The organism is Holophagales bacterium (assembly GCA_016699405.1).
GTDB lineage: Bacteria > Acidobacteriota > Thermoanaerobaculia > Multivoradales > JAGPDF01 > JAAYLR01.
Map to the genome: position 1 here is coordinate 3,807,517 of CP064972.1, position 21,173 is coordinate 3,828,689.

Here is a 21,173-nt window from a genome sequence, read left to right on the forward strand (position 1 = left end):
GTCCTGCCTGCCGAGCGGCCCGATGGCACAATCGAGCTCACGGGAAGAGGCGAATGCACCAGCTCATCGAAGCAGAACTGACGGAGGTCGCGGCGCTCTGCCGCCGCTACGGCGCCCGCCGGCTCGAGCTCTTCGGCTCGGCCACTCGGCGGGATTTCGACCTGGCGACGAGCGACATCGACCTGCTCGTCGACCTCGATCCGCCTCCCAGCCTGGGTTACGCCGACGCCTACTTCGGGCTCAAGGAGGCGCTCGAGAAGCTCTTCGCGCGCCCCGTCGACCTGGTGAGCCGCGCTGCCGTTCGCAATCCCTACTTCCGGCGCGAGATCGAATCGTCGCGCCGCTTGCTCGATGCAGCCTGAGGCCAAGAAGTTCCTTTGGGACGCCAGCACGGCGGCTGCACGAGTGGCTTCGTTCGTCGCGGGCAAGAGCCTCGACGACTAACTCTCGGATGATCTGATTCGCTCGGCCGTCGAGCGGCAGCTCGAGATCGTCGGCGAAGCCTGCAACCAGCTCGCTCGACTCGACCCCGAGACGGGAGCGCGCATCCCCGAGCTCGGTCGCCTGGTCGCGTTCCGCAATGTCCTCGCCCACGGTGACGCGATCGTCGACGATCGACTCGTCTGGGACCTCGTCCAAGCCAAGCTCCCCCAGCTCGCCAAGGTTCTCGCCGACCTCTTGGCCGAGTAGGGGCCGGTCTCGCAGCAAGGGCTCCGCACGGCTCGCCCACGGCGACTCCCGTTCGTGCTTCTCGTGTTCGCGAAGACTCGACCGCTCGCCGGGGCGAGCCCGGTGTCCCCTTTCTCCCCGTTTCGTCGAGATAAGCTCCGGGGCCGATCTGGATCCGGCTCCCGGCCCGCGGAGGAGGTCGCGATGAGGCTCAACGAGCGCAAGAAGCTCCGCTCGCTGGCGTTCTGGGAATCGCTGCAGGCGAGGTATCCCCTCGGCTCGCGATGGGAGCTGGTGCGGCCGGCGACGTCGGTGATCGCGGCGAACCTGCTCACCGGCCGGGCACTTCTGCGCGGCGAGATGCGCCCCTGGGAGCTCGTGCTGCTCGTCGCGCTCGAGGCCGCGGCCTTCTCGGCGATCGCCTGGGTGCAGACGATCGGGCTGCCACCGGATGCCCTCCCCGACGAGGAGGGACCGAAGCAGACGCTCGCCCAGCGCCTCGGGGTGCTCGCGTTCGGGCTCTTCTGGATCGCCGCGGTCTACGGACTGATCTTCGGCTTCTACCTGCGCGAGCTGCCCGACTGGAGCACGCTCGCCGCGGCGCCGTTGGCCTACCTCGGCGCGAGCGCGATCCGCTGGCCACTCGCCGTCTCGGTCGGCGGCGCGCTGCTCGACGCGATCGCCGATCGCCAGTTCTGGCGCCACCGCGGCGGGATCTTCGTCAGCACCCCCGGGTTCACCGCGCTGGCGCGCTGGCTGACGCTGATCTTCGGCGGCATCCCGTTCTTCGTGCCGTTCGCGGTCGGCGCCGGGTGTATCGCGGCGATCGTCAAGGCGGTCGAGCGGCGCTTCAAGACGTCGCCGACGACGACCTGGCCAATCGCCCTCTTCCCGCTGCTCACCCTCCTGCTCTTCTGGGGGATGAGCCACCTGATCGCCGCCGGCGTCGTCGGCTGGACGATCGGCTACGTCGCCGCCAAGCTCGGCTCCGAGTTGCTCGTCCTCGGCGTGCCGCTGCTGGCCGAACGCGCCGGACAGGAGGAGCGCGAGAAGCTCGCGGGGACCGCACCGGCAGGGCCGACGAAGCGGAGGAAGCGCACCTAGCCGCGGGCCGGCTCACCCGACGCCACCGGAGTCGGTCCGGCGGCGGAGCGGACGAGCTCGTAGAGGAATTCCGGCGCGAAGTCGGCTCCATTCGGCCAGACCGCCGTGTGCAGCTCCGGGTGAAGACGCACCTCGGAGAAACGCTCGGGATCGCGCAGCGGTTCGAACACCGGCCCCCACAGCTCGGCGACGAGCGCTACGCTACCTTCGGTACCGTCGGCGAATCTCAGCCGAAGCGAGTGACCAGCCAACGGGTACACCTCGACAAGTCGGGGGATCATCGGCGTCTACTCCAACGGTGCGATCGGCGCCAACGGCTCGCGCAGACGAGCCCGCTCCCAATTCGCCTCGAGCTCCGTGCGGTGCAGCTCGGCCCACTCGAGCACTAGCCCGAGTGCACGACGTGGGAAACGACCCGAGACCGATCCGTCGGCGATCCCCACGACGACCTCGTAGTCGCCGTAGGTGGCGTGAAAGTGCGGTGGGCCGTGCTCGCGGTAGAACATCGCGATGACGATCCCGAGGAATCGACAGAGCTCCGGCACAGGCTCATTGTATCTCCGGCACCGAATCGGGCTCGCCAGCTCCCTTCGGAGCATGGACAAGTGCCCTCCACTCGCGGACCGCGGCACCAACTCCGGGCGCACGTCGCCTCGGGCCGCGCCGACGCCGCACCAGAGTGCCGCGAAGCGACGGACGTCCAGGCCTTGTCGTTTGATGCGGCCCGCGGCGACGTCGCTGCCTGCCGCCCTACCGCTTCTCCCCCGGATCGAGCAACGAATTGTGCTTGGCGGGCGTTCCCGCCGCCAGGCGGTCGAGGAGCTCGTCGACCGTGGCGACGCCCTCGTCGGCGAGCGTGGCGGCGAGGTGGTCGCCTTCGACGAGGCGGATGCGGCGGGCGAGCTCGGGGCGGAAGGCGGGCGTGACGTAGAACCCCGTCGTCGCCGCGAAGTGCAGCTCGTCGAGCGGCGCGACGAAGATCAGCGCGTCGTAGGCGTCGGCCATCGTCGATCCGGGGGCGGCGTTCGTCATCGTATTGCCGATGAAGGGTGCGGCGCCGAACGGCGTGCCGGCGATCTCGAGCCCCACCGGCACGTTGCCGTGGGCGGCGAAGGCGCGATCCCAGGCACCGTCCTCCATGCGCACCCAGCGGTAGATCTTCGTCTCGAGCCCCTGCGTGGTGTGCGGGCTGGCGCTGTCGCGACTCCCCTCGATGGCGAGCGTGGCGTTGTGGAGGCGCGCCGACCAGGCGCGCCCCGGGTCGTAGCGCGCGAAGAAGCCCGCGGTGTTGAGCTGCGGGCGGCCGGCGGCGTCGCGGACGCGCATGTAGGCGTGGCGCGTGTTGGTGAGGAAGAACGCCTTCTCGCCGTTGCGGAAACCGTGCATCCGGTCTCGGATCATCGCGTAGAGGAAGAAGTCGCGGCCGGCGAGCGACTCCTGGAAGAGCTCGTAGTCGGCGCGGGTGTGGATCGCCTCCCACCAGATCGGCTGGTCGACACCGACGACGCGGAGCCGCTCGGCGGGCGGCAACCCCTGGTTGATCTCGCGCACCGTGGCGAGCAGGTCGAGGTAGGTGGCGTAGCGCCAGCCGTAGCCCGAGTAGTCGTCGCGGAAGACCGGCGCGAGGAGGCTGCGGTCGTCGGTCGAGCTCGCGAGATAGGCGTCGAGGTGCGGCTGCGCGGCGAGCGAGACGACCTCGAGGAAGACCGTGCGCACCTGCTTGCGCACGCGGGAATCGCGCAGCAGCTTCTGGTAGAGCTCGAACGGCTCGACGGCGTTGTGCAGCGCGTCGTCGAAGATCAGCAGGTCGTGCTGCTCGAGCGCGGCGAGGACGAGGTCGACCGGCGATCGTTCGTGCTCGCGCAGGGCCTGCAGGTGGGCGTCCGCCGCGGCACCCGGCGCAGTTGTCGGAGCCACGGCCGGAGCCCCTGCCGGAGCCCCTGTCAGAGCCACGGCCGGGGCCACGGCCGGCTCCAGTACCGCGGCGGCGAGCGGGGCAGCGGCGAGTGCCGCCGCGACCACGAGGCGGCCGCAGCGCCACGGCACCCGGCGAACGGCGGCGGCTCGGGACGGGCGGCTTGCGTGTGTCTCGTGGAGCATGCGGGTCTTCTCCTCGGGCAACCGGCCGCCTCGGGTGTGCGCCCGAAACCACCGGGACGATTCCGGGCGGAGCGCTCGCCGGACGAGCGGAGCGCCGGGCACCTCGCCGTCGGCCCGCGCTCTTCGAGCAAGTACGTTCGAGCGCGGGGCCGGTTTCCTCCGGCCACCCGCACGCACCGAACCGGATCGCCCAGGCGTGACGAGCTGGAGCGAAGGGCGGAGATCGCAGGACGTTTCCGTCGTTCGTGACTACAATGGACCCGGCAGTCGGCTCGTTCCGACGAAAGGATAACTCTTCTCATGACGACTTCGCTCTTCAGCACCTACCGGCTCGGCGACCTGCGATTGAAGAATCGCATCGTCATGGCGCCGATGACCCGCTCCCGCGCCGTTCGCAACGTGCCGAACGACCTGATGGCGACCTACTACGCCCAGCGCACCGGCGCCGGGCTGATCGTCACCGAAGGGGTCTCGCCGTCGCCGAACGGGCTCGGCTACGCGCGCATCCCGGGGCTCTTCAACGCCGAGCAGGTGGCGGGCTGGAAGAAGGTGACCGCCGCGGTGCACGCGCGGAGCGGGCGGATCTTCGCCCAGCTCATGCACACCGGCCGCGTGTCGCACCCTGCCAACCAGCCGGCGGGGGCCGAAGTCGTCGCGCCGTCGGCGATCGCGATGAACGGCACGATGTTCACCGACGGCCAGGGGATGCAGCCCTATCCGACGCCGCGGGCGATGACGACGGCCGACATCGCCCACGCGACCGCGGAGTACGCCCACGCCGCCCGGCTGGCGATCGAGGCGGGCTTCGACGGCATCGAAGTGCACGGCGCCAACGGCTACCTGGTCGACCAGTTCCTGAATCCGGCCTCGAACCAGCGCACCGACGACTACGGCGGCACGCCGGCAGCGCGCAACCGCTTCGCGCTGCTGGTCTGCCAGGCGATCGCCGCGGCGATCGGCGCCAGCCGCACGGGGATCCGCCTGTCGCCCTACGGCGCCTTCAACGACCTCGTCCCCTTCCCCGGTCTCGAAGAGCAGTATCGCGCGCTGGCCGCCGAGCTCGGCGAGCTGAAGCTCGCCTACATCCACATCGTCGATCACTCCTCGATGGGCGCGCCCGAGGTGACCCGCTCGGTCAAGGAGGGGATCCGCGACGCCTTCGGCGGCACGATCATCGTGAGCGGCGGGATGGATCGCGCGAAGGCCGAGGCGGCGCTGGCCGAGGGGCTCGGTCAACTCGTCGCCTTCGGGCGGCCGTTCATCGCCAACCCCGACCTCGTGCAACGCCTCGAGCTCGGCGCCCCGCTGGCCGCGCCGAACCCGGCGACCTTCTACACCCCGGGCGCCACGGGCTACACCGACTACCCCACGCTCGACGCGTCGTAGGCGCGGCGAACGGCACCGTTCCGTCGCCGCGGACCTGAGCCGCGCCCTTCCGACTCAGGCCGCCGCCGGAATCGCGGCCTCGCGGAGGAAGGCGAGCAGCGCCGCATCGAACGCCGCGGGCGCCTCGAGATTGCTCACGTGGGCGGCGTCGTCCAGCACCGCGAGGCGTGCCCCGGGGATCTTCGCCACTATCGCCTCGGACAGGGCGGGCGGGGTGAGCGCGTCCTCGCGGCCGACGATCACCAGCGTCGGCAGCGCGAACGAGGCGAGCGCCGGGGTGATGTCGGTGCGGCCTTGCATCGCGGCGAGCGCGTTGGCCATGCCGGCCGCATGGTTGCTCCGCATCAGGGCGAGCAGCTCACGGCCGGCGGCCGATTCGGGGCGACGCAGCAGCTTCGGCAGCATCGCGGTGACGAACCCGTCGAGCCCGCCGGCGTGCAGGGTCTTGATCGCGGCAGCGCGACCGAGCTTGCCCTCGTCGCTGTCGGGATCGGAGCGCGTGTCGCAGAGGGCGAGCGCACGGAAGCGCTCGGGCGCGCGTTGCACCGCACGCAGCGCGATGTAGCCGCCCATCGAGAGACCGACGAGCCCGGCCTGTCGAATGCCGAGCGCATCCATCAGGCCGAGCAGGTCGTCGACATAGGCCTCGAGCGGCTGCGGCAGCGGACCGAGGCCGCTCTCGCCGAGCCCGCGCAGGTCCCAGGTCAACACGCGGAACTCCCCGCCGAGTGCAGCCGCCTGCGCCGACCAGGTGGCGCGAGTGAAGGGAAAGCCATGGATCATCACGACCCACGGGCGACCCGCGGAGCCGTGCACGTCGTAGGCGAGATCGATGCCGTTCACCTGCAGCTTCATGGCGGCCTCCGGAGGAGGCGCGACGGGAGGAGACCCGCAGCACCAGACGAGGAAGGATGACGCCCTGCATTATGCGCTCTTCGGCCGGCCGATCGAGCGATCGCGGGGGAGCGTCGCCGCGGCGATGGGGAGCAATCGAAGCGCGGCAAGGCGATCGGCTCGCCGCACGATGAGCGACGAACGCCTCCCGCCCACCTCCTCACCCGCACCGGTCGACCTCGCGACGGCGCGCCACTACCCCTGGGGCGACGGCTGTGACGGCTGGCATCTGCTGGCAACACCCGAGCTCTCGGTGATCCGCGAACGGATGCCGTCCGGACCCGCCGAGGTGCGTCACCGACACGCGCACGCTCAACAGTTCTTCTTCGTGCTCGCCGGCCGGCTGACGATCGACCTGGCCGGCGTCGAGCGCTCGCTCCTCCCGGGCCAGGGCCAGTCGATCCCAGCCGGCGTGCCGCACCAGGTCGTCAACCGCGACGACTCCCCCGCCGAGCTCCTCGTCGTCTCCCAACCACCGAGCCACGGCGACCGGATCGTTTGAGTTCCTCGCCCGAGAGCAGAGCGATTCCGCGGCTCGCCTCCGCCATCGAGCGCCGCTCGGAGGTCACGGAGCACTGACCGCCCCGGCGCAGCCGCCGGAGAGATCGCCCGAGCAACGCGCTGCGCCGGCGACCCCAGGACGGCAGCCGAAGGGCGGGGACAGACGAGGCGGCGCGGCGGATCTGCCGCTCGACCTGTCCCCGACGAAGACACGCTGGTTGCTCGGCCGACTCAGTGGCCCTGGCTCTGAGCCACCGTGACGGTCGTCGTCCTTCGCACCGAGTTCCCAGACGAGTCCCGGCAGACCACGCCGATCGAGTAGGAACGATCACCGAGGCTCGCAGTTCGCTCGGCGCGCAGCCAGACCGTCGAAGCGCTGGCGATCTGCCAGTCAGGACCGCTGTTGCTGCCCCCTCCGCCGCTCGCCGGCCGGTTCGAAGCGACGTCCGCGATCGCACACAACGGACGGGCGTCGCAGGCGTCAGCAGCAACTACGGACACGGACACCAGCACCATCTTGTGGTTCGGTGGCCAGAGATACGCCGGCGTGGCAGTGACCGCCCCGGCGACCGGCGGCGCCAGGTCCACGATCGAAACGACCGACGCGTCGACGGCGCTCCCTCCTCGACCATCCCTCACTTCCAGCGTGAACTCGTGCCTCCCCAGGGGAACGAGGATCGACGGCGTCGCTCCCGTCGCGGTCAGGCCGCTGTCGCTCTGCCACGCGAAGGTGAGTGAATCTCCGTCCGGGTCGGACGATCCACTCCCGTCGAGCGACACCTGAGCGCGACAGTCCGCGCCGGCGGGCAACAGCTGATCGCTTCCGGCATTGGCCGTCGGCTCCCCGTTGGCGTGCGAGAAGACGACGAGCGCGTTGTCGTCGTGACCGGCCACGTACACGTTCCGACCGTCCGCACTGGCGGTGACGTCGGAGCCGCCGGCCAGGCCGTCCACTCCACCGACACCATCGACGAACGCCTGGCGGAAGGTGAGCCGCCCGTCGTTCGCGTCTCGCTCGAACACGACGAGAGTCCCCAGGCCCTTGGAGTACACGTAGCCACCGTCCGAGCTGACGGCCACGGCGTTCGTGCGGACCATCCCGAAGGCGCCAGCCATCCCGTCGCGCTGGGCCTCGAGAAACACCAGCCGGCCGGTCACCGGATCGCGCGCGAAGACCGCGAGGGCGTTGTCCTCCGTCCCCGCCCCGTAGACGTTCTTCCCGTCCGGGCTCACGGCAAGCTTGTAGACGCCCGCCAACCCGTCCACTCCGTCGACACCGTCCCGGTAGAAATCGACGAAGGAGAGCTCACCGGTTTGCGCGTCGCGCGAGAAGGCGGAAATCGAATGGTCGAGGATGCCGACGCCATAGACGTGTCGCCCGTCCGGGCTCACGGCGATCGCCGTTCCGCCGAAGAGCCCGTCGATTCCGCCGTGGCCGTCGCGCAGCGTCTGCCGGTAGTCGAGCTCACCGGTGCCCGGATCGCGATCCCAGACGACGATGCTGTCGGCGTTGCTCGTCGCAGCGTACACCGATCTCCCATCCGGGCTCACGAACGGGCCGCGGACATTGGCCACGGACGGGCCACCGACGCCCCCGGTCTCGACCTCGACGACGGAGAGAGCCCCGCTCGCCGGATCTCGCTCGAAGACGACGATCCGATCGTTGTAGCTCCATGGACCGTAGCCGGCGCCCGACGCGTAGACGTTCTTCCCGTCGGGACTGACGAAGACGTCGACGACGCCCATCAGGACGTCGACCCCGGAAACAGCGTCGTTCGCCGTGCCGGCGAAGACGAGCCGCCCGGTCGCTTCGTCTCGCGCGAAGATGGTCACCGTGCCACCGAAGAGCGGGTTGTCGTGATCGGCGACGTAGACATGGCGACCGTCCGGGCTCACCGCCACCGAGTTCGCCCCGCCGAGACCGACTACCCCATTCACTCCCTGGCGATGCACTTCGAGCAGTTGCAAGTCCCCTGCGCCCGCTCGCCCTGCCACGGAACCGAGCTCCGCGATCACTGCCAACAGTACCGCCGACCATCGACGCACGATCTCCTCCGCTCTGTCCGGGAGAAGTTGGAAACCGGACGAGGCCCGTGCCAGGGCAAGGCATGTGCCAGCCTTGCGGCGCCGCTGCGTCGATCCTTTCGCTCGCCGCCGCCCATGTGCTTCGCCGCGAGAGGCAGCAGCTTGTCGCGACTCGCTCACGAGCTTGGCGTTCGCGACCGCGCACCCGCGAGGCGTCTCCTCTCGTCTCCTCTGCCACGTCACGTCCTCCTAGACGCCGCGACCGCGTCCGTCGTAACCCTGACGGCACGACAACCCGGAGGACTCCGATGACGACCACCCGACTCGCCTGGCTCGCCGCCTTCGCCACCACGCTGGGAGCGCTCGCCTCACCTATCGCCCGTCCGGTCGCCGCGGCGGTGTCCGCCGACGACGGTCAGCCACGCGTGACGCGCGTCTTCTACCTGCACGGTATGGAGATGCGCGATGCCTTGATGCTGCTGCGCGCGGAGGTCGCGCCGCGAGCGATCGGCACGCTCGAGGGTCGCGAGGCGATCGTCGTCGCCGACGTGGCCGAGAAGGTCGAACGAGTCGAGAGGCTCCTGCGGGCGCAGGGCGCCATCGCCCGCGCGACGACACCGCACGCACCCATCGCCGCTGCAACCGGAGAAGCGGACACGGCGGCGACGGTGACGCATCGACTGGTGAGCAGCGACGCGATCAGCGCGGCGAACCTGCTGCGAGCGCTCTACGGGATCCAAGAGATCGAGAGCGCCGGCGGCGGCGTGATCGTCGTTCGCGCCACCGAGCCCGTGCTCACCGCGGGCGAAGCGCTGCTGCGCGAGCTCGGCCTGCTCGCCGCCACACCCGCGAACGGCAGAGCGCGGTAGCGCGGCGCACCGTCCGGTCTCGCTCTCGAGGCATGACCCCCACACGACTCCCGCTTGACACCGCGCGACGATCGCTCGATAATTCGCCCCCTTCGTGAGAGGACGCACCGTGAAGCGCTACGACATCGACATCCACCTCGCCGCCGACGCCCGCAATGCGCGTGCTCTGGCCGGCGCCGACACGCCGCGGTCGTTCGACGCGGGGTGCGAGAGGGCGGTCGTCTCCTAGGAATCCGTTCGCGGCGCGACGTCGCGACGAGCCTTCCGGGGAGCGATCCTCGGAAGGCTCTTTTCGTTTTTCCGGCCCCGTGAGGCCGGCACTGCCCGGGCGTGGAGCGCCCGGGAGGCAGGGCCCCGTTCGACGGACCACGCGGCGCGCGCGAGCGCGTCCCGCCGTGGAATCGCAACCGGCGGACGCGGTGAGCTCCGCGTCGATGGCTAGCTCAGGGGTAGAGCACCGGACCGTGAATCCGAATGCCGTGGGTTCGAATCCCGCGCCATCACCATCCGCCGCGAGGCGGTCTCAGCAGGACCCCGACCGCGGAGCGGTCGCGGTCGACTCGCCAGCCGGAGTCGGGCTCGTCGCGCACGCGCGGCGGGTTCGTTCGCCGGCACCGCACGCGGGCGCCTTGCGGCCCGACGGCGGCGACGCTCGGAACCGGCGCGTCCGCGGAAGACGGCAAGGCGGAGGACCCTCCTCTCCGCCGCCGCGGCCCGCGACTCGCGCCGGAGCCGTCGAGCGTCGCGCCCCGGGCCCCGCGACCCGCGGCGGGGCGGCGTCGCGACCGCTCCGTGGAAGGGCTTTCGAGAAGGAGGTGCACCATGTCGTTCCTGAAGATGATCCGCGTGCGATTCGGCGAGCGCGTCGTGGTCTTCCGCGACGGACTGCCGGTCGAGCTGCTCAAGCCGGGCCGCTACCTGCGCGGCGCGTTCGGCGGCGGCCTCGAGGCGCTGCGTCTGTCGACCCGCGACACCTGGGTCGAGACGGCGTGGCTCCCCGAGATCGCGCGTGCCGGCCTGCTCGAGGGCGAAGCACTCGTGCTCGACCTCGGCGACCGCGAGCGTGCACTGGTGCGCGTCGACGGCCGCTACGTCGGCGTGCGCGGCAAGGGCGTGTCGGCGGTGTGGACGGTCGACCGGCGCGTCGAGGTCGAGCGGTTCGAGATCGGCTTCTCGCTCGGTCGCGACCGGGAGCCCGACGCGAGCCGGCCGAGCTTTCGGCTCGACCACCCGTCCCTGCCACTGATCGTCGAGCTGCCGGGCGCACGCCAGGAGCTCGACGTGACGCTGGTGCCGAACGGCTCGGTCGGCCTGGTCTACCGTGACGGTCGTCTGCTCGTCGAGCTCGGCGAGCTGCCGGCCGGCCTGGTGGCGTTCTGGAAGGGCACGGGCAAGTTCCAGGTGCTCGCGGTCGACCGGCGCGAACAGGTGCTCGACGTCTCGGGTCAGGAGATCCTGACCGCCGACAAGGTGACGCTGCGGGTCAACACCCTCGTCGTCTACCGCGTCGTCGATGCCGGCAAGGCGGTCTCGACCGTCGAAGCCTACGGCCAAGCGCTCTACCGCCACACGCAGCTCGCGCTGCGCGCGGTGGTGGGCACGCGCGAGCTCGAAGCTCTCCTCGCCGGCAAGGACGAGGTGGTGCGAGAGCTCGAGGCGATGCTCGTCGGGCGGGCCACCGAGCTCGGCCTCGAGGTCCGCGAGGCCGGCATCCGCGACCTGATCCTGCCGGGCGAGATGAAGGAGATCCTCAACCGCGTCGTCGCGGCGCGCAAGCAGGCGGAGGCAGCGCTCGTCACCCGGCGTGAAGAGACGGCGGCCATGCGCATGCAGGCCAACACGGCGCGGATCTTCGAGTCGAGCCCGACGCTGCTCAAGCTGCGCGAGCTCGAGGTTCTCGAGAAGGTCGCCGAGAAGGCGAACCTCACCGTGGTCCTCGGCGACGGCGGCCTCGCCGATCGCGTGCTCAAGCTCGTCTGAGCCGGGAAGCCACCGTTCGATTCGTCGCGAGACGTTTCAGATGGCTGTCCTGAGGGGCCCCCGCAGCGGTTCGACGCCGAGGCGTATCCGAAGATACGTCGCAGGTGGCGGAACGCGTAAAGGCCACTCAGGGCGGCCAGATGCGACGTCGCAGCAGAAGTGGACTGTGGATTTCCGGCTGAGCTCATCGGCCCCCGGGGCAACGCTCCGGGGGCCCTTTTCGTCTCGCCAGAAAGCCGAGAGCCCGCGTCTCCACGTCGAAGGAGGCGGGCTCTCGCCCAACCGTTCGTTGCCGCGGGTCTCGAGCCCGCGACCGCATCCCCGCTTCGTGGCGGGCAGGCACCTCGGGGGTTCGTCCCCAGGTTGCCGGGCCCATGCTCGGGCCTCTCGCGATGCAACTCCACGATGCGCCTCGTCCGGGCGAATGTCAAGGCCGCCGCGGGTGTCCCCGAGAGGCGTCCTTCTGCGCACCTGAACCGGAGCCAGCCGACGGTCTGTCCTGCTTCGCTCCCCTCGGGAGATCCCCCGAGACCCGCTGTCCGGCCCAGGAGATCCCCGATGAGCGCCACGGTCGCCACCCTCGTCACGCTCGCCCTCGCCGTCACTCCGGTCGGAGCGATGGCCCCCGGCAAGGCGGCCGGGACGTTCTCCCTCGACGGCACGTCGACGCCGCTGCCGGTCGCCGTCTCGACGGCCGTCGCCGGTCTCTTCGACGAATCGAAGAAGGACACGCTCGTCGTGCTCGCCGATCGCGACCTCGGCGACCTCGCCGCCGACGACGAGGTCGGGATGCACGTCGCGGCGCGCGAGGGACGACTCGTCGCGCTCGCCCTGCGCCTCGACGGAGCCAAGCTCGTCCACGTCACCGTCCATGCCGCCGGGCTCGACGGCGAGATCAAGTTGCCCGGCGCCTGGTTCACCTGGAAACCGAGCGGGCCCGCCGCCGGCAGCCTGGCCCTCGCCGAGCGCGCTTGGGACGGTCATCGCTTCGCCTGCTCGCTGCTGTTCGTCGGCGCACCGGCCAAGGCCGCGGCGGCGAAGGCTCCCGCCGTCGCGACGACGTCGCGCCCGCCCTCGGCCGCGACCCCCGCGGCCGCCCGGCAAGCGGCGCCGCCCGCCCCGTCGACGGCGAGCCACGCCGACCCCCAGGCGATGGCGAAGATCGTCGTCGCGGCGATCATGGCCAAGGACGAAACCCAGGCGGTCCGCCTCGTCGAATCGGGCGTCGACCCGAACCTGCGCGACGACTCCGGCATCCCGCTGCTCAACTGGGCGGTGATGTCGTGCATGCCCCGGCTGACTCGCGCCCTCGTGGCCAAGGGCGCCGACGTGAAGGTCGAGCGCGCGCCGGGGCTGACGATCCTCACCGAGGCCGGCGCCTGCCCCGAAGCGGCGGCCATCCTGCGCGCCGCCGGCGCCCGCTAGACCCATCCCCCCGGAGAACCGCATGCCGACCCGCGTCGCGACGCCACTCGACCTCTCCACCGACCGCGCCGGCCGGCTGGTCCTCGTGCAGCACTCGAACACGCGGCTGCGCGTCGTCTCCCTGCCGTTTCTCGGCCTCGGCGGCTATCTCGTCTGGCAGGTCGTCGCCGGCGCGCTGCAGCGGGATCTGACCGTGGCGGGAGCGATCGCCCTGCCGCTTCTGGCCCTCGCCTTTCTCGTTCCGGGCTGGATCCTTCTCGCCGGTCGCCGCCGCACGGCGATCGACCCGGCGCTCCGCCTCGTGGTGCGAGAGATCGACTTCCGCCTCTTCTCCCGGCGACAGGTCGAGCCGGTGCCGGTCGGGGCGCACGTCGACGTGGTGCTCGAAACGCGCCGCATCGATCGCGGCGAAGGCACCGGTGGGAGCTCCGACGACGCGGAGCCGCAGCGCCGTCACCCCTTCGCGGTGATCGAGATCGCCGCTCCGGGCAGCACGCCGATCCTGCTCGCCGTGCTCGACGGCGCGGAGGAGGGCCGGGGGCACGAGATCGCCCGGCAGGCGGCCGTCCTGCTCGGGCTGCCGGTCGGCTCGGGCACCCGCAGCGAGGACTGAGCGCCCCGGCCCGAGTGTCCGCCCCGGACACCGTCCGCAACCTCGGGACCGGAGGTCCGTAACTCTTCCCGGATGGAAGCCTCGCTCCCCGCGAGGTTTTTCGGTGCCTGCCACCTCCCTCGGCCGGCACCTTTTCTTTTTTCGGCAGATCGCACCTCAAACCGGACTGTGGAAGTCCGCACAGACGAGGTCGCGGCGGCCGGCGATCATCTGGCGAGCGTCTCCGCTCTCGGGAGGACATTCGCATGCGCCCGCTTCTCGGTCCGGCCACGGTGCTGTCCCTGCTCGTCGCCGCCAGCTTCCCCGCATCCGCCCAGGTCGTCGATCATCGCCACCTCGCCGCGGTCCCCACCCTGCCGCAGGCGACGATCGACGCGATCGCCACGCAGCGCTGGCTCTTCACCCACGCCTCGGTCGGCGGCAACATGGTCGCAGGGCTCGACGATCTCCACGCCCTCGACGCGACCCACTATCCGTTGACCACCGCCTGGGTCGGCTTCGACTCGGCGAACAACCGCGCCGCCGCGCCGCCGGCGACGACCTACGGCGGCACGGTCTACGAGTGCCAGCGCGGCAATCCGGGCTGGGCGGCCAAGCTCACCATCTTCGACAACTCGGTGCGCCTCGCCGGCTGGCGCCTGCCGAAGGTCGACGTGGTGATGGACAAGCTCTGCTACATCGACCAGGACGCCGACGCCGTGACCTACGCGGCGACGATGACGGCGCTGCGCGCCGCCTATCCCGCGACCGCCTTCGTCTACACGACGATGCCGCTGACCACCGGCGAAGACGCCGACAACGTCCTGCGCAACCAGTACAACCAGGCGGTGCGCACCCACTGTGCGGCGACCGGCGCGGTGCTCTTCGACCTCGCCGACATGGAGGCGTACGACGCGAGCGGCGTTCCCCAGACCTTCGTCTCGGGCGGCCACGTCTACCAGAAGCTCGACGCCGGCTGCACCGACGACGGCGGCCACCTGAACGTCGCCGGGCGGCAGCGCATCGCCGCCGGCTGGTACGCCGTCGCGGCGATCCTGGTCAACCATCCGGTCTTCTGGTCGGACTTCGAGCAGGGCGCGATTGCCGGCTGGAAGAAGTACCCCTGAGCGATCGCTCGCCCGCCGCGCGCCCGAGGCGACGAAGCCGCGCCGCAGTGGCCGAGGTCAACGGCCGGCGGCACGGCGCGGAGGCTCACCGAGCAGCCGCGTCAAGGTGTCGAACGACTTGCGGATCGTCGCCGGCGCGAAGGCGGTGAAGCCGAAGACCAGACCGGGGCGCCCCGCCTGGATGGCGTACTGCGAGAGCGGCGGGACGTCCAGGCCGGCCTCGCGCAGGCGAGCCGCGATCGCCGCGTCCAGCTCCCCCTCGGGGAGCAGGCCGGCGAGGTTCATCCCGCCGTCGGTGTAGGGAAACTCGAGCGGCAACCCCGCCTTGGCACAGAGCGCGAGGAAGAGCTGCTGGCGTTCGGCGTAGGCACGGCGGCAACGCCGGATGTGGGTGTAGAACGCACCGCTCTCGAGAAAGAGCGCGAGCGTCGCCTGGTCGACGAGCGGCAGATGGTCGTCGAGCAGATGCTTGAGCTCGACGAAGCCTTCGACGAGCGGCTCGGGCACGACGACGTAGCCCAGCCGCAGCGAGGGGAAGAGCAGCTTGCTGAACGTGCCGACGTAGATGACCCGCCCGCTGCGATCGAGGCTCTGCAGGCTGGGCAGCGGCGCGGCGCCGTAGCGCAGCTCGGAGTCGTAGTCGTCCTCGATCACCCAGGCCTTGGTGCGCCCGGCGAAGTCGATCAGTGCGAGCCGCCGCGGCAGCGAGAGCGAGACGCCGGTGGGAAACTGACGCGACGGCGTGGTGTAGATCACCTGGATCGAGCCGCTGGCGCGCGTCGGCAGGGTGAGCCCCTGGTCGTCGACGGCGCCCGGGACGATCCGTCCGCCGGCGCGGCGGAAGGCCATGCGCGCCTCGACGTAGCCCGGATCCTCGACATAGACCGGATCGCGCGCCGCGAGCAGTTGCGCCGCGAGGATGTAGAGCGCCTGCTGCGAGCCGGCGGTGATCACCACCTGTCGCCAGTCGCAGCGCACGCCACGATGGTCGCGCAGGTAGGCGGCGACGTTCTGGCGCAGCGCCGGGAGACCGGCGACGCACGGGGCCTGGTAGTGCAGCAGGCTCGCCCCCTCCTGACGCAGCGCGCGGGCGCGCAGGCGGTTCCACACCCGCAGCGGGAAGAGCGAGACGTCCGGCTGACTGGGGCGGAACGGCGCCGGCGACCCGAGCGGCACGGCCACCGGCGGAGCGCTCGGGCGGCTCCCCGTCGGCCGCGCGCGCATCGGCCAGGTCGAGTGCCGCGACAGCGAGATCGACGAGCTGACGAAGACCCCGGAGCGCGACGCGGATTCGAGGTAGCCCTCACCGAGCAGCCGCTCGTAGGCGTTCACCGCGGTGTTGCGCGAGATGCCGAGGCGCGTCGCCATCTCGCGCGTCGACGGCAGCTCGTCGCCCGGCGCGAGGACGCCGCTCTGGATCAGCTCCTTGAGGTGGTGTGCCAGCTGATCCTGCAGCGTCGTGCCGGAGGTGCGGTCGAGCCAGAGTCCGCCGAGGGTCTGGACGGTCATCGCCGAGCCCATGGTAGCAGCCCCTCCGGCTTCCTCGGCAGGTGGCGCCGGCCGCGTCAGGCCGTGGGCTTGGCGCGCCGGTCGAGGGCCCGGAACAGTCCGTAGAGCGGCACGCCGAGGAGCATCAGCCCGACGCCCAGAGCGGCCTGCGCGAAGCTCGCCACGAACGTGCTGACGACGATCCCCACGGTGCCGGCGACGAAGAAGATCGGCGTCGCCGGGTAGAACGGACAGCGGAACGGTCGCACCAGCCCCGGCTCCCGTCGCCGCAGCACCATCACCCCGGCCACCGCCAGGCCGTAGAAGATCCAGGCGGTGAAGATGTAGGAGGTGAAGAGCTGCTGGAAGGTGCCCACCAGGGTGAAGAGCCCGGCGATCGCCCCCTGGGCGATCGTCGCCACCACCGGCGTGTGGAAGCGCGGGCTGACGCGCGCGAACGGCCGGAAGAAGAGTCCGTCGCGTGCCATCGCCAGGATGACGCGCGAAGCGCCGAGCAGGATGCCGTTGATCGCCCCGAGGATCGAGACGGCGATGAGCGCCGAGAGCGCGAGCGAGGCCCCCGGCCCGGCAGCAAGCGCCATCGCCGCGGCGGCGACGCGCGGCGCGCCGCGCAGCGCCTCGGCGGGCAGCACCGCGTAGTAGGCGAGGTTGACCACCAGGTAGATCCCGCAGGTCAGCGCCGTGCCGACGAGCAGCGCCGCCGGCAGCGTGCGGGTCGGGTTCCGCACCTCGCCGGCGGCGAACGAGGCGAAGTGCCAGCCGTCGTAGGCCCAGAGCACCGCGACGAGCGCCAAGCCGAAGGCCGGCCAGGTCGCCGGCGCCGCGTTGCGCGTCCAGTGCTCGGCCAGGCGCGTCGTCCCGCCGCTCGCGTAGAGCATCGCGGTCATCGCCAGGATGCCGGCGACCTTGACCGCGGTCAGCAGGTTCTGCACCCACCGCCCGACCCCGACACCGAGACAGTTGACCAGCACGAAGAGGGCGAGCACCGCGAGTTGCAGGAGCTTGGCGCCGAGCGGCGAGAGCCCGAGCGCGGGCGTGGCGTAGAGGCCGATCGCCGCGGCGAGGGTGGCGAGCCCGCCGGCGTGGACGAGCGCCATGGCGCTCCAGCCGTAGACGAATCCGACGCCCGGCCCATAGGTGCGGGTCAGGTAGACGTAGAGCCCGCCGGCGGCCGGCAGCGCCGCCCCGAGCTCGCTGAGCGCCACCGCGCCGGAGAGGCTGAGCAGTCCGCCGAACACCCAGACCGCGACGACCGCCGGCAAGGCGTCGAGCTGCGCGGCGATGCTGCCGGCCATGAGGAAGATGCCCGAACCGATCATGATCCCCATGATCAGCGACACCGCGTCCCACATCCCCAGGATCCGCACCAGGCCGGCGTCTGCCGGACCGGCCACGGCGGACGGCTGTTCGCTCGGCGTCATCGGCGTCCTTTCCCTGGCTCCCCCGCCGGCGACCTCACGAGGCCGGATCGAGCGGACGGTCCTGGTTGGCGCGACGGATCATCTCGGCGAGCTCGCGGTCACGCGCCGTCGACGACGCGGCGAGGCGCTCGGCCACCGCCATCGCGTCCTTGCGCGGCTCGTCCTGGCCGAGCTTGAACTTCGCCTCGAGCCGGTCGATCGTCAACTCGAAGCCGACGATCCCGGGCAGCCGCCGGGTGATCTCCGAGTGCGGGATCTCGTCCATCCGCCAGCCGCCGGGGATCGGCCGCTCCATCCGGTCGTTCAGCGTGCCGAGCGCCGACTCGAGCTCGGCGGCGGGCTGCACGGCGATGCGCCCGTAGCAGTGGACTGCGGTGTAGTAGTAGGTCGACGGCATGTCGCGCCGCGGATACCAGCTCGCGGTGACGTAGCTCACCGGCCCCTCGAAGATGGCGAGCGTCGGCTCGGCGGCGGCGACGAGGGCGCGGGTGTGGAGATTCGCCGCGGCGATGTGGCCGATCAGGACGCCGTGCGGACCGCGCGTGCGATCGACGAGCAGCGGCAGGTTGGTGGCGAAGGGGCCGTCGGGCCCGTTGTTGACCAGGAGCGCCCAGGGGTTGGCCTCGATCAGCGCATAGGCAGCGTCGAGGTCCCACGGCTTCCAGCAGGAGCGAACGAACATGAAGTCCCCCGTCGTTGTCGGCCGGCGGAGCCCGAAGTACGACCTCCGCCGGTGGAGAGCCGTCCACGCCGCCAGCGGCAGGAGGCGGGACGTCTCGCATCGTCGCCCTCCTTCTGGTCCGTGTAAAGCGCCAGAATCGACAGATTCGATAGGTCCAGATGAAGACGGGCGCCGCGCCGCCCCCGCCGGCCGGCCTGCCGATCCGCCGAGGCGGTGACCTCGTCACCCCGCCTTGCCGTCCATCCGGACGACTGCCGGACGGCCGGAGGAATCCGGATCTGGCACCATCATGGTGAACGGATCTGGCGCTTGCCTGATACCAGGCACGGTGCCACGATCCCGGGCCAGCAGCGGTTGCCGGCTCTCGAGGCGCGGCGCAAACGCTTTGCCCGCGGCCGTCAGGCAGGATAGGAGGAGGTGGACAGGTGAAGACCCGACTCGCAGTCGCAGTTGCTCTCTTCGCGCACGCCGCAGGGATGGCCAGCGCCCAGGCCCCGTCGTCGTTCGCCGACGGGTGCCAGCCCGACGCCAAGGCGCCGCGCGTCCAACTGACCGGGACGGTGGCCGACGTCGGTGGCGGCGCGATTCTCGGCGCCGCGGTGTCGCTGCAGTGCGGCTCGTTCCGCGCCGACGCGCGCACCGTCGGCGGCGGCGCTTTCGAGATCTCGGCGCCGGCCGGCAAGTACTTCATCCAGGTCGACGCCCCGGGCTTCGAGTCGTGGGGCGAGGAGCTCACCCTGACCGCTCCCGGCCCGCAACAGCGTGAGTTCAAGTTGGCGGTGGGCAGCTACTCGAGCATCGTGACGGTGACCGAGTCGGGCGGCTTCGTCGCCGCCTCCTCGACCACCTCGACGAAGACCGACGCCCCGCTGATCGAGATCCCGCAGACGGTTTCGGTCATCACCCTCGACCAGATGAACGCCCGCAACGTGCAGACGGTCAACGAGGCGATCCAGTACACCGGGTCGGTCGGCGTCGACACCTACGGCAGCGAGTCGCGCTTCGACTGGATCAACATCCGCGGCTTCGACCAGTCCACCTACGGCCTCTTCCGCGACAACTCGCGGTGGCAGAGCGGTCAGGTGTCGGGCCAGATCGACCCCTACCTGATCCAGGAGATCGACGTCGTGAAGGGCCCGAGCTCGGTGCTCTACGGCCAGAACACGCCGGGCGGCCTGGTCAACCTGGTCACCAAGCGCCCGCCGTCGACGCCGCACCACGAGGTGGTCCTCAACTACGGCACCGAGAACCGCCTGCAGGGGCAGCTCGACCTCGGCGGCCCGCTCGGCGACAGCGGCCACCTCAAGTACCGCCTCACCGCGCTCTATCGCGACAGCGACACGCAGGTCGACTACGTGCCGGACAACCGCTGGCTGATCGCGCCGGCGCTGACCTGGTCGCCCACGGCGAGCACCACGCTCACCGTCCTCGCCGACTACCAGAGCGACGAGACCGGCTGGGGCCAGTTCCTCCCCTCGCAGGGGACGTTCGTCCACAACCCGAACGGCAAGATCGACCGCAGCTTCTTCACCGGCGAGCCGAACTACGACTACTTCGACCGCGACCAGTGGTCGGTCGGCACGCTGTTCGAGCACCGCGTCAACTCGACCTGGACGGTGCGCAACACGATGCGCTACTCGAGCATCGAGTTCGACGGCAAGACGGCGTTCGGCGGCGGCCTGGCGGCCGATCTGCGCACGCTCAGCCGCTTCGGCTACCGCAATACGCTCGACCTGCAGATCTTCACCATGGACACCAACGCCAGCGCGCGGGCGGTGACCGGCTCGGTCGAGCACTCGTTCCTCTTCGGCATCGACTACTCCACGTCGACGTCGAAGCAGGTCCAGGGCTTCTCCTTCGCTCCGTCGATCGACGTCTTCGCTCCGGTCTACGGCGCCGCGATCCCCGACCTCTTCTACTACTACGACCAGAAGCAGCCCACCTCGCTCCTCGGCTTCTACGCCCAGGACCACATGAAGATCGGCAAGCGCTGGGTGGCGACGCTCTCCGGTCGCCAGGACTGGACGAAGCTGACGACCGAGGACAACCTCGCCGGCACCGAGGTCAAGCAGGATCCGAGCGCCTTCAGCGGTCGCGCCGGGGTCACCTATCTCTCGGACGTCGGCCTGGCGCCCTACGTCAGCTACTCGACCTCGTTCCTCCCCACCGGCGGCTCGGACTTCAGCGGCAAGCCGTTCGATCCCACCAAGGGCGCGCAGATCGAGGGCGGTCTCAAGTTCCAGCCCAAGGGCTCGAACAGCTTCCTCACCGCCTCCTGGTTCCAGATCACCCAGACGAACGTGCTGACCCCCGACCCGGTCAACCCGTTCAGCTCCGTCCAGCAGGGCGAGATCCGCTCGCGCGGCTGGGAGCTCGAAGCGGTCGGCCAGGCGGCGCAGGGACTGAGCTATCACCTCTCCTACTCGAAGCTCGACCAGGAGGTGACGAAGACCACCGACCCCACGGCGCTCGGCAGGCGGCCGGCGCTCGCCCCGGACCAGCTCTTCGGCGCCTCGGGCGACTACACGGTGACCTCCGGTCCGCTCACCGGCTTCGGCTTCGGGCTCGGCATCCGCTACGTCGGCACGCGCGCCGGCGACTCGACCAATTCGATCGAAGTGCCGTCGTACACGCTGGGCGACCTGTTTGTGCGCTACCTGTGGCGCGACATGGAGTTCCTGGTCAGTGCGACGAACGTCACCGACAAGACCTACGTCGGCGTCTGCACCTCGGCCTCCTACTGCAACTACGGCAGTGCCCGGAAGGTGATCGGCACGGTCCGCTACACCTGGAAGTGACGTGAGCCGCCAGTGAATCGGGGTGCCGGCCGGGGGCGCGCGACGCCTCCGGCCGGTGCGCTTTCCGGCCTCCTCGGCTCACGACCCTCCG

19 protein-coding genes, 1 tRNA gene and 1 riboswitch are annotated in these 21,173 nt (G+C 70.8%); of the genes, 12 read left to right on the forward strand and 8 right to left on the reverse strand.

Going from position 1 to position 21,173, the window contains the following annotated elements; genetic code table 11:
• Positions 1-53 precede the first annotated feature (53 nt).
• The 3 genes from IPJ17_15830 (at position 54) to IPJ17_15840 (ending at position 1,773) form a co-directional block, all read left to right on the forward strand.
• Complete coding sequence (locus IPJ17_15830) at positions 54-362, forward strand: nucleotidyltransferase domain-containing protein (protein QQR72945.1); 309 nt, start codon at positions 54-56, stop codon at positions 360-362.
• Positions 363-456: 94 nt separating this feature from the next.
• A complete protein-coding gene (locus IPJ17_15835; GenBank protein ID QQR76198.1) occupies positions 457-690 on the forward strand; it encodes a DUF86 domain-containing protein in 234 nt (77 codons plus the stop codon).
• Positions 691-873: 183 nt separating this feature from the next.
• Positions 874-1,773: a hypothetical protein gene (locus tag IPJ17_15840; protein QQR72946.1), complete on the forward strand. Its 900-nt coding sequence runs from the start codon at positions 874-876 to the stop codon at positions 1,771-1,773.
• On the opposite strand, the gene IPJ17_15845 is transcribed toward IPJ17_15840, so the two are convergent.
• The 3 genes from IPJ17_15845 to IPJ17_15855 all read right to left on the reverse strand — a co-directional run bounded on the left by IPJ17_15845 (position 1,770) and on the right by IPJ17_15855 (position 3,873).
• Positions 1,770-2,054, reverse strand: a complete 285-nt coding sequence (locus IPJ17_15845) for a DUF2442 domain-containing protein (protein QQR72947.1) — start codon at positions 2,052-2,054, stop codon at positions 1,770-1,772. The two genes, IPJ17_15840 and IPJ17_15845, sit on opposite strands and share 4 nt — an antisense overlap.
• Before the next feature lie 6 nt (positions 2,055-2,060).
• Positions 2,061-2,318, reverse strand: a complete 258-nt coding sequence (locus IPJ17_15850) for a DUF4160 domain-containing protein (protein ID QQR72948.1) — start codon at positions 2,316-2,318, stop codon at positions 2,061-2,063.
• Positions 2,319-2,523: 205 nt separating this feature from the next.
• On the reverse strand, positions 2,524-3,873 hold the full coding sequence (locus tag IPJ17_15855; protein QQR72949.1) for a hypothetical protein: 1,350 nt from the start codon (positions 3,871-3,873) through the stop codon (positions 2,524-2,526).
• A 300-nt stretch (positions 3,874-4,173) separates the two neighbouring features.
• Between IPJ17_15855 and IPJ17_15860 the strand changes: the two genes are divergently transcribed.
• On the forward strand, positions 4,174-5,259 hold the full coding sequence (locus IPJ17_15860; protein ID QQR72950.1) for an alkene reductase: 1,086 nt from the start codon (positions 4,174-4,176) through the stop codon (positions 5,257-5,259).
• Between the two features lie 54 nt (positions 5,260-5,313).
• Here the strand turns inward: IPJ17_15860 and IPJ17_15865 are convergent, their stop codons facing one another.
• On the reverse strand, positions 5,314-6,114 hold the full coding sequence (locus IPJ17_15865; GenBank protein QQR72951.1) for an alpha/beta fold hydrolase: 801 nt from the start codon (positions 6,112-6,114) through the stop codon (positions 5,314-5,316).
• A 169-nt stretch (positions 6,115-6,283) separates the two neighbouring features.
• Between IPJ17_15865 and IPJ17_15870 the strand changes: the two genes are divergently transcribed.
• On the forward strand, positions 6,284-6,655 hold the full coding sequence (locus IPJ17_15870) for a cupin domain-containing protein (GenBank protein QQR72952.1): 372 nt from the start codon (positions 6,284-6,286) through the stop codon (positions 6,653-6,655).
• Between the two features lie 230 nt (positions 6,656-6,885).
• On the opposite strand, the gene IPJ17_15875 is transcribed toward IPJ17_15870, so the two are convergent.
• Positions 6,886-8,622 carry a beta-propeller fold lactonase family protein gene (locus IPJ17_15875; GenBank protein ID QQR72953.1) on the reverse strand — a complete coding sequence of 579 codons (1,737 nt, stop codon included), beginning with the start codon at positions 8,620-8,622 and terminating at the stop codon, positions 6,886-6,888.
• Positions 8,623-8,987: 365 nt separating this feature from the next.
• Between IPJ17_15875 and IPJ17_15880 the strand changes: the two genes are divergently transcribed.
• The 6 genes from IPJ17_15880 (at position 8,988) to IPJ17_15905 (ending at position 14,672) form a co-directional block, all read left to right on the forward strand.
• Complete coding sequence (locus IPJ17_15880) at positions 8,988-9,548, forward strand: hypothetical protein (GenBank protein ID QQR72954.1); 561 nt, start codon at positions 8,988-8,990, stop codon at positions 9,546-9,548.
• Positions 9,549-9,981: 433 nt separating this feature from the next.
• Positions 9,982-10,054, forward strand: a tRNA-His gene (locus IPJ17_15885).
• A gap of 316 nt (positions 10,055-10,370) precedes the next feature.
• A complete protein-coding gene (locus IPJ17_15890; GenBank protein ID QQR72955.1) occupies positions 10,371-11,528 on the forward strand; it encodes a slipin family protein in 1,158 nt (385 codons plus the stop codon).
• 275 nt (positions 11,529-11,803) lie between these two features.
• A riboswitch (SAM riboswitch) is annotated at positions 11,804-11,929 on the reverse strand.
• 157 nt (positions 11,930-12,086) lie between these two features.
• A complete protein-coding gene (locus IPJ17_15895; protein ID QQR72956.1) occupies positions 12,087-12,953 on the forward strand; it encodes a hypothetical protein in 867 nt (288 codons plus the stop codon).
• A 22-nt stretch (positions 12,954-12,975) separates the two neighbouring features.
• Positions 12,976-13,566: a hypothetical protein gene (locus tag IPJ17_15900; GenBank protein ID QQR72957.1), complete on the forward strand. Its 591-nt coding sequence runs from the start codon at positions 12,976-12,978 to the stop codon at positions 13,564-13,566.
• Positions 13,567-13,811: 245 nt separating this feature from the next.
• On the forward strand, positions 13,812-14,672 hold the full coding sequence (locus tag IPJ17_15905) for an SGNH/GDSL hydrolase family protein (protein QQR72958.1): 861 nt from the start codon (positions 13,812-13,814) through the stop codon (positions 14,670-14,672).
• Between the two features lie 57 nt (positions 14,673-14,729).
• Here IPJ17_15905 and IPJ17_15910 read toward each other — a convergent pair whose 3' ends face one another.
• From IPJ17_15910 to IPJ17_15920, 3 genes are read right to left on the reverse strand one after another with little or no spacing between them, the layout of a single operon-like run.
• Positions 14,730-16,181 carry a PLP-dependent aminotransferase family protein gene (locus IPJ17_15910; protein QQR72959.1) on the reverse strand — a complete coding sequence of 484 codons (1,452 nt, stop codon included), beginning with the start codon at positions 16,179-16,181 and terminating at the stop codon, positions 14,730-14,732.
• Between the two features lie 56 nt (positions 16,182-16,237).
• Positions 16,238-17,602 (reverse strand): amino acid permease, encoded by a 1,365-nt coding sequence (locus tag IPJ17_15915; protein ID QQR72960.1) that lies wholly within the window; start codon positions 17,600-17,602, stop codon positions 16,238-16,240.
• Between the two features lie 34 nt (positions 17,603-17,636).
• Complete coding sequence (locus IPJ17_15920; GenBank protein QQR72961.1) at positions 17,637-18,284, reverse strand: FMN-binding negative transcriptional regulator; 648 nt, start codon at positions 18,282-18,284, stop codon at positions 17,637-17,639.
• Positions 18,285-18,709: 425 nt separating this feature from the next.
• Here IPJ17_15920 and IPJ17_15925 point away from each other — a divergent pair, with 425 nt between their 5' ends.
• Positions 18,710-21,082 (forward strand): TonB-dependent siderophore receptor, encoded by a 2,373-nt coding sequence (locus IPJ17_15925; GenBank protein QQR72962.1) that lies wholly within the window; start codon positions 18,710-18,712, stop codon positions 21,080-21,082.
• The last annotated feature ends 91 nt before the right edge of the window (positions 21,083-21,173 follow it).

Excerpts from the sequence above, each read along its gene's own strand:
- IPJ17_15830 (QQR72945.1), top strand. The coding sequence starts at position 54 with ATGCACCAGCTCATCGAAGCAGAACTGACGGAGGTCGCGGCGCTCTGC.
- IPJ17_15840 (QQR72946.1), top strand. The coding sequence starts at position 874 with ATGAGGCTCAACGAGCGCAAGAAGCTCCGCTCGCTGGCGTTCTGGGAA.
- IPJ17_15845 (QQR72947.1), bottom strand. The coding sequence starts at position 2,054 with ATGATCCCCCGACTTGTCGAGGTGTACCCGTTGGCTGGTCACTCGCTT.
- IPJ17_15855 (QQR72949.1), bottom strand. The coding sequence starts at position 3,873 with ATGCTCCACGAGACACACGCAAGCCGCCCGTCCCGAGCCGCCGCCGTT.
- IPJ17_15860 (QQR72950.1), top strand. The coding sequence starts at position 4,174 with ATGACGACTTCGCTCTTCAGCACCTACCGGCTCGGCGACCTGCGATTG.
- IPJ17_15865 (QQR72951.1), bottom strand. The coding sequence starts at position 6,114 with ATGAAGCTGCAGGTGAACGGCATCGATCTCGCCTACGACGTGCACGGC.
- IPJ17_15870 (QQR72952.1), top strand. The coding sequence starts at position 6,284 with ATGAGCGACGAACGCCTCCCGCCCACCTCCTCACCCGCACCGGTCGAC.
- IPJ17_15880 (QQR72954.1), top strand. The coding sequence starts at position 8,988 with ATGACGACCACCCGACTCGCCTGGCTCGCCGCCTTCGCCACCACGCTG.
- IPJ17_15890 (QQR72955.1), top strand. The coding sequence starts at position 10,371 with ATGTCGTTCCTGAAGATGATCCGCGTGCGATTCGGCGAGCGCGTCGTG.
- IPJ17_15895 (QQR72956.1), top strand. The coding sequence starts at position 12,087 with ATGAGCGCCACGGTCGCCACCCTCGTCACGCTCGCCCTCGCCGTCACT.
- IPJ17_15900 (QQR72957.1), top strand. The coding sequence starts at position 12,976 with ATGCCGACCCGCGTCGCGACGCCACTCGACCTCTCCACCGACCGCGCC.
- IPJ17_15905 (QQR72958.1), top strand. The coding sequence starts at position 13,812 with ATGCGCCCGCTTCTCGGTCCGGCCACGGTGCTGTCCCTGCTCGTCGCC.
- IPJ17_15910 (QQR72959.1), bottom strand. The coding sequence starts at position 16,181 with ATGACCGTCCAGACCCTCGGCGGACTCTGGCTCGACCGCACCTCCGGC.
- IPJ17_15915 (QQR72960.1), bottom strand. The coding sequence starts at position 17,602 with ATGACGCCGAGCGAACAGCCGTCCGCCGTGGCCGGTCCGGCAGACGCC.
- IPJ17_15920 (QQR72961.1), bottom strand. The coding sequence starts at position 18,284 with ATGTTCGTTCGCTCCTGCTGGAAGCCGTGGGACCTCGACGCTGCCTAT.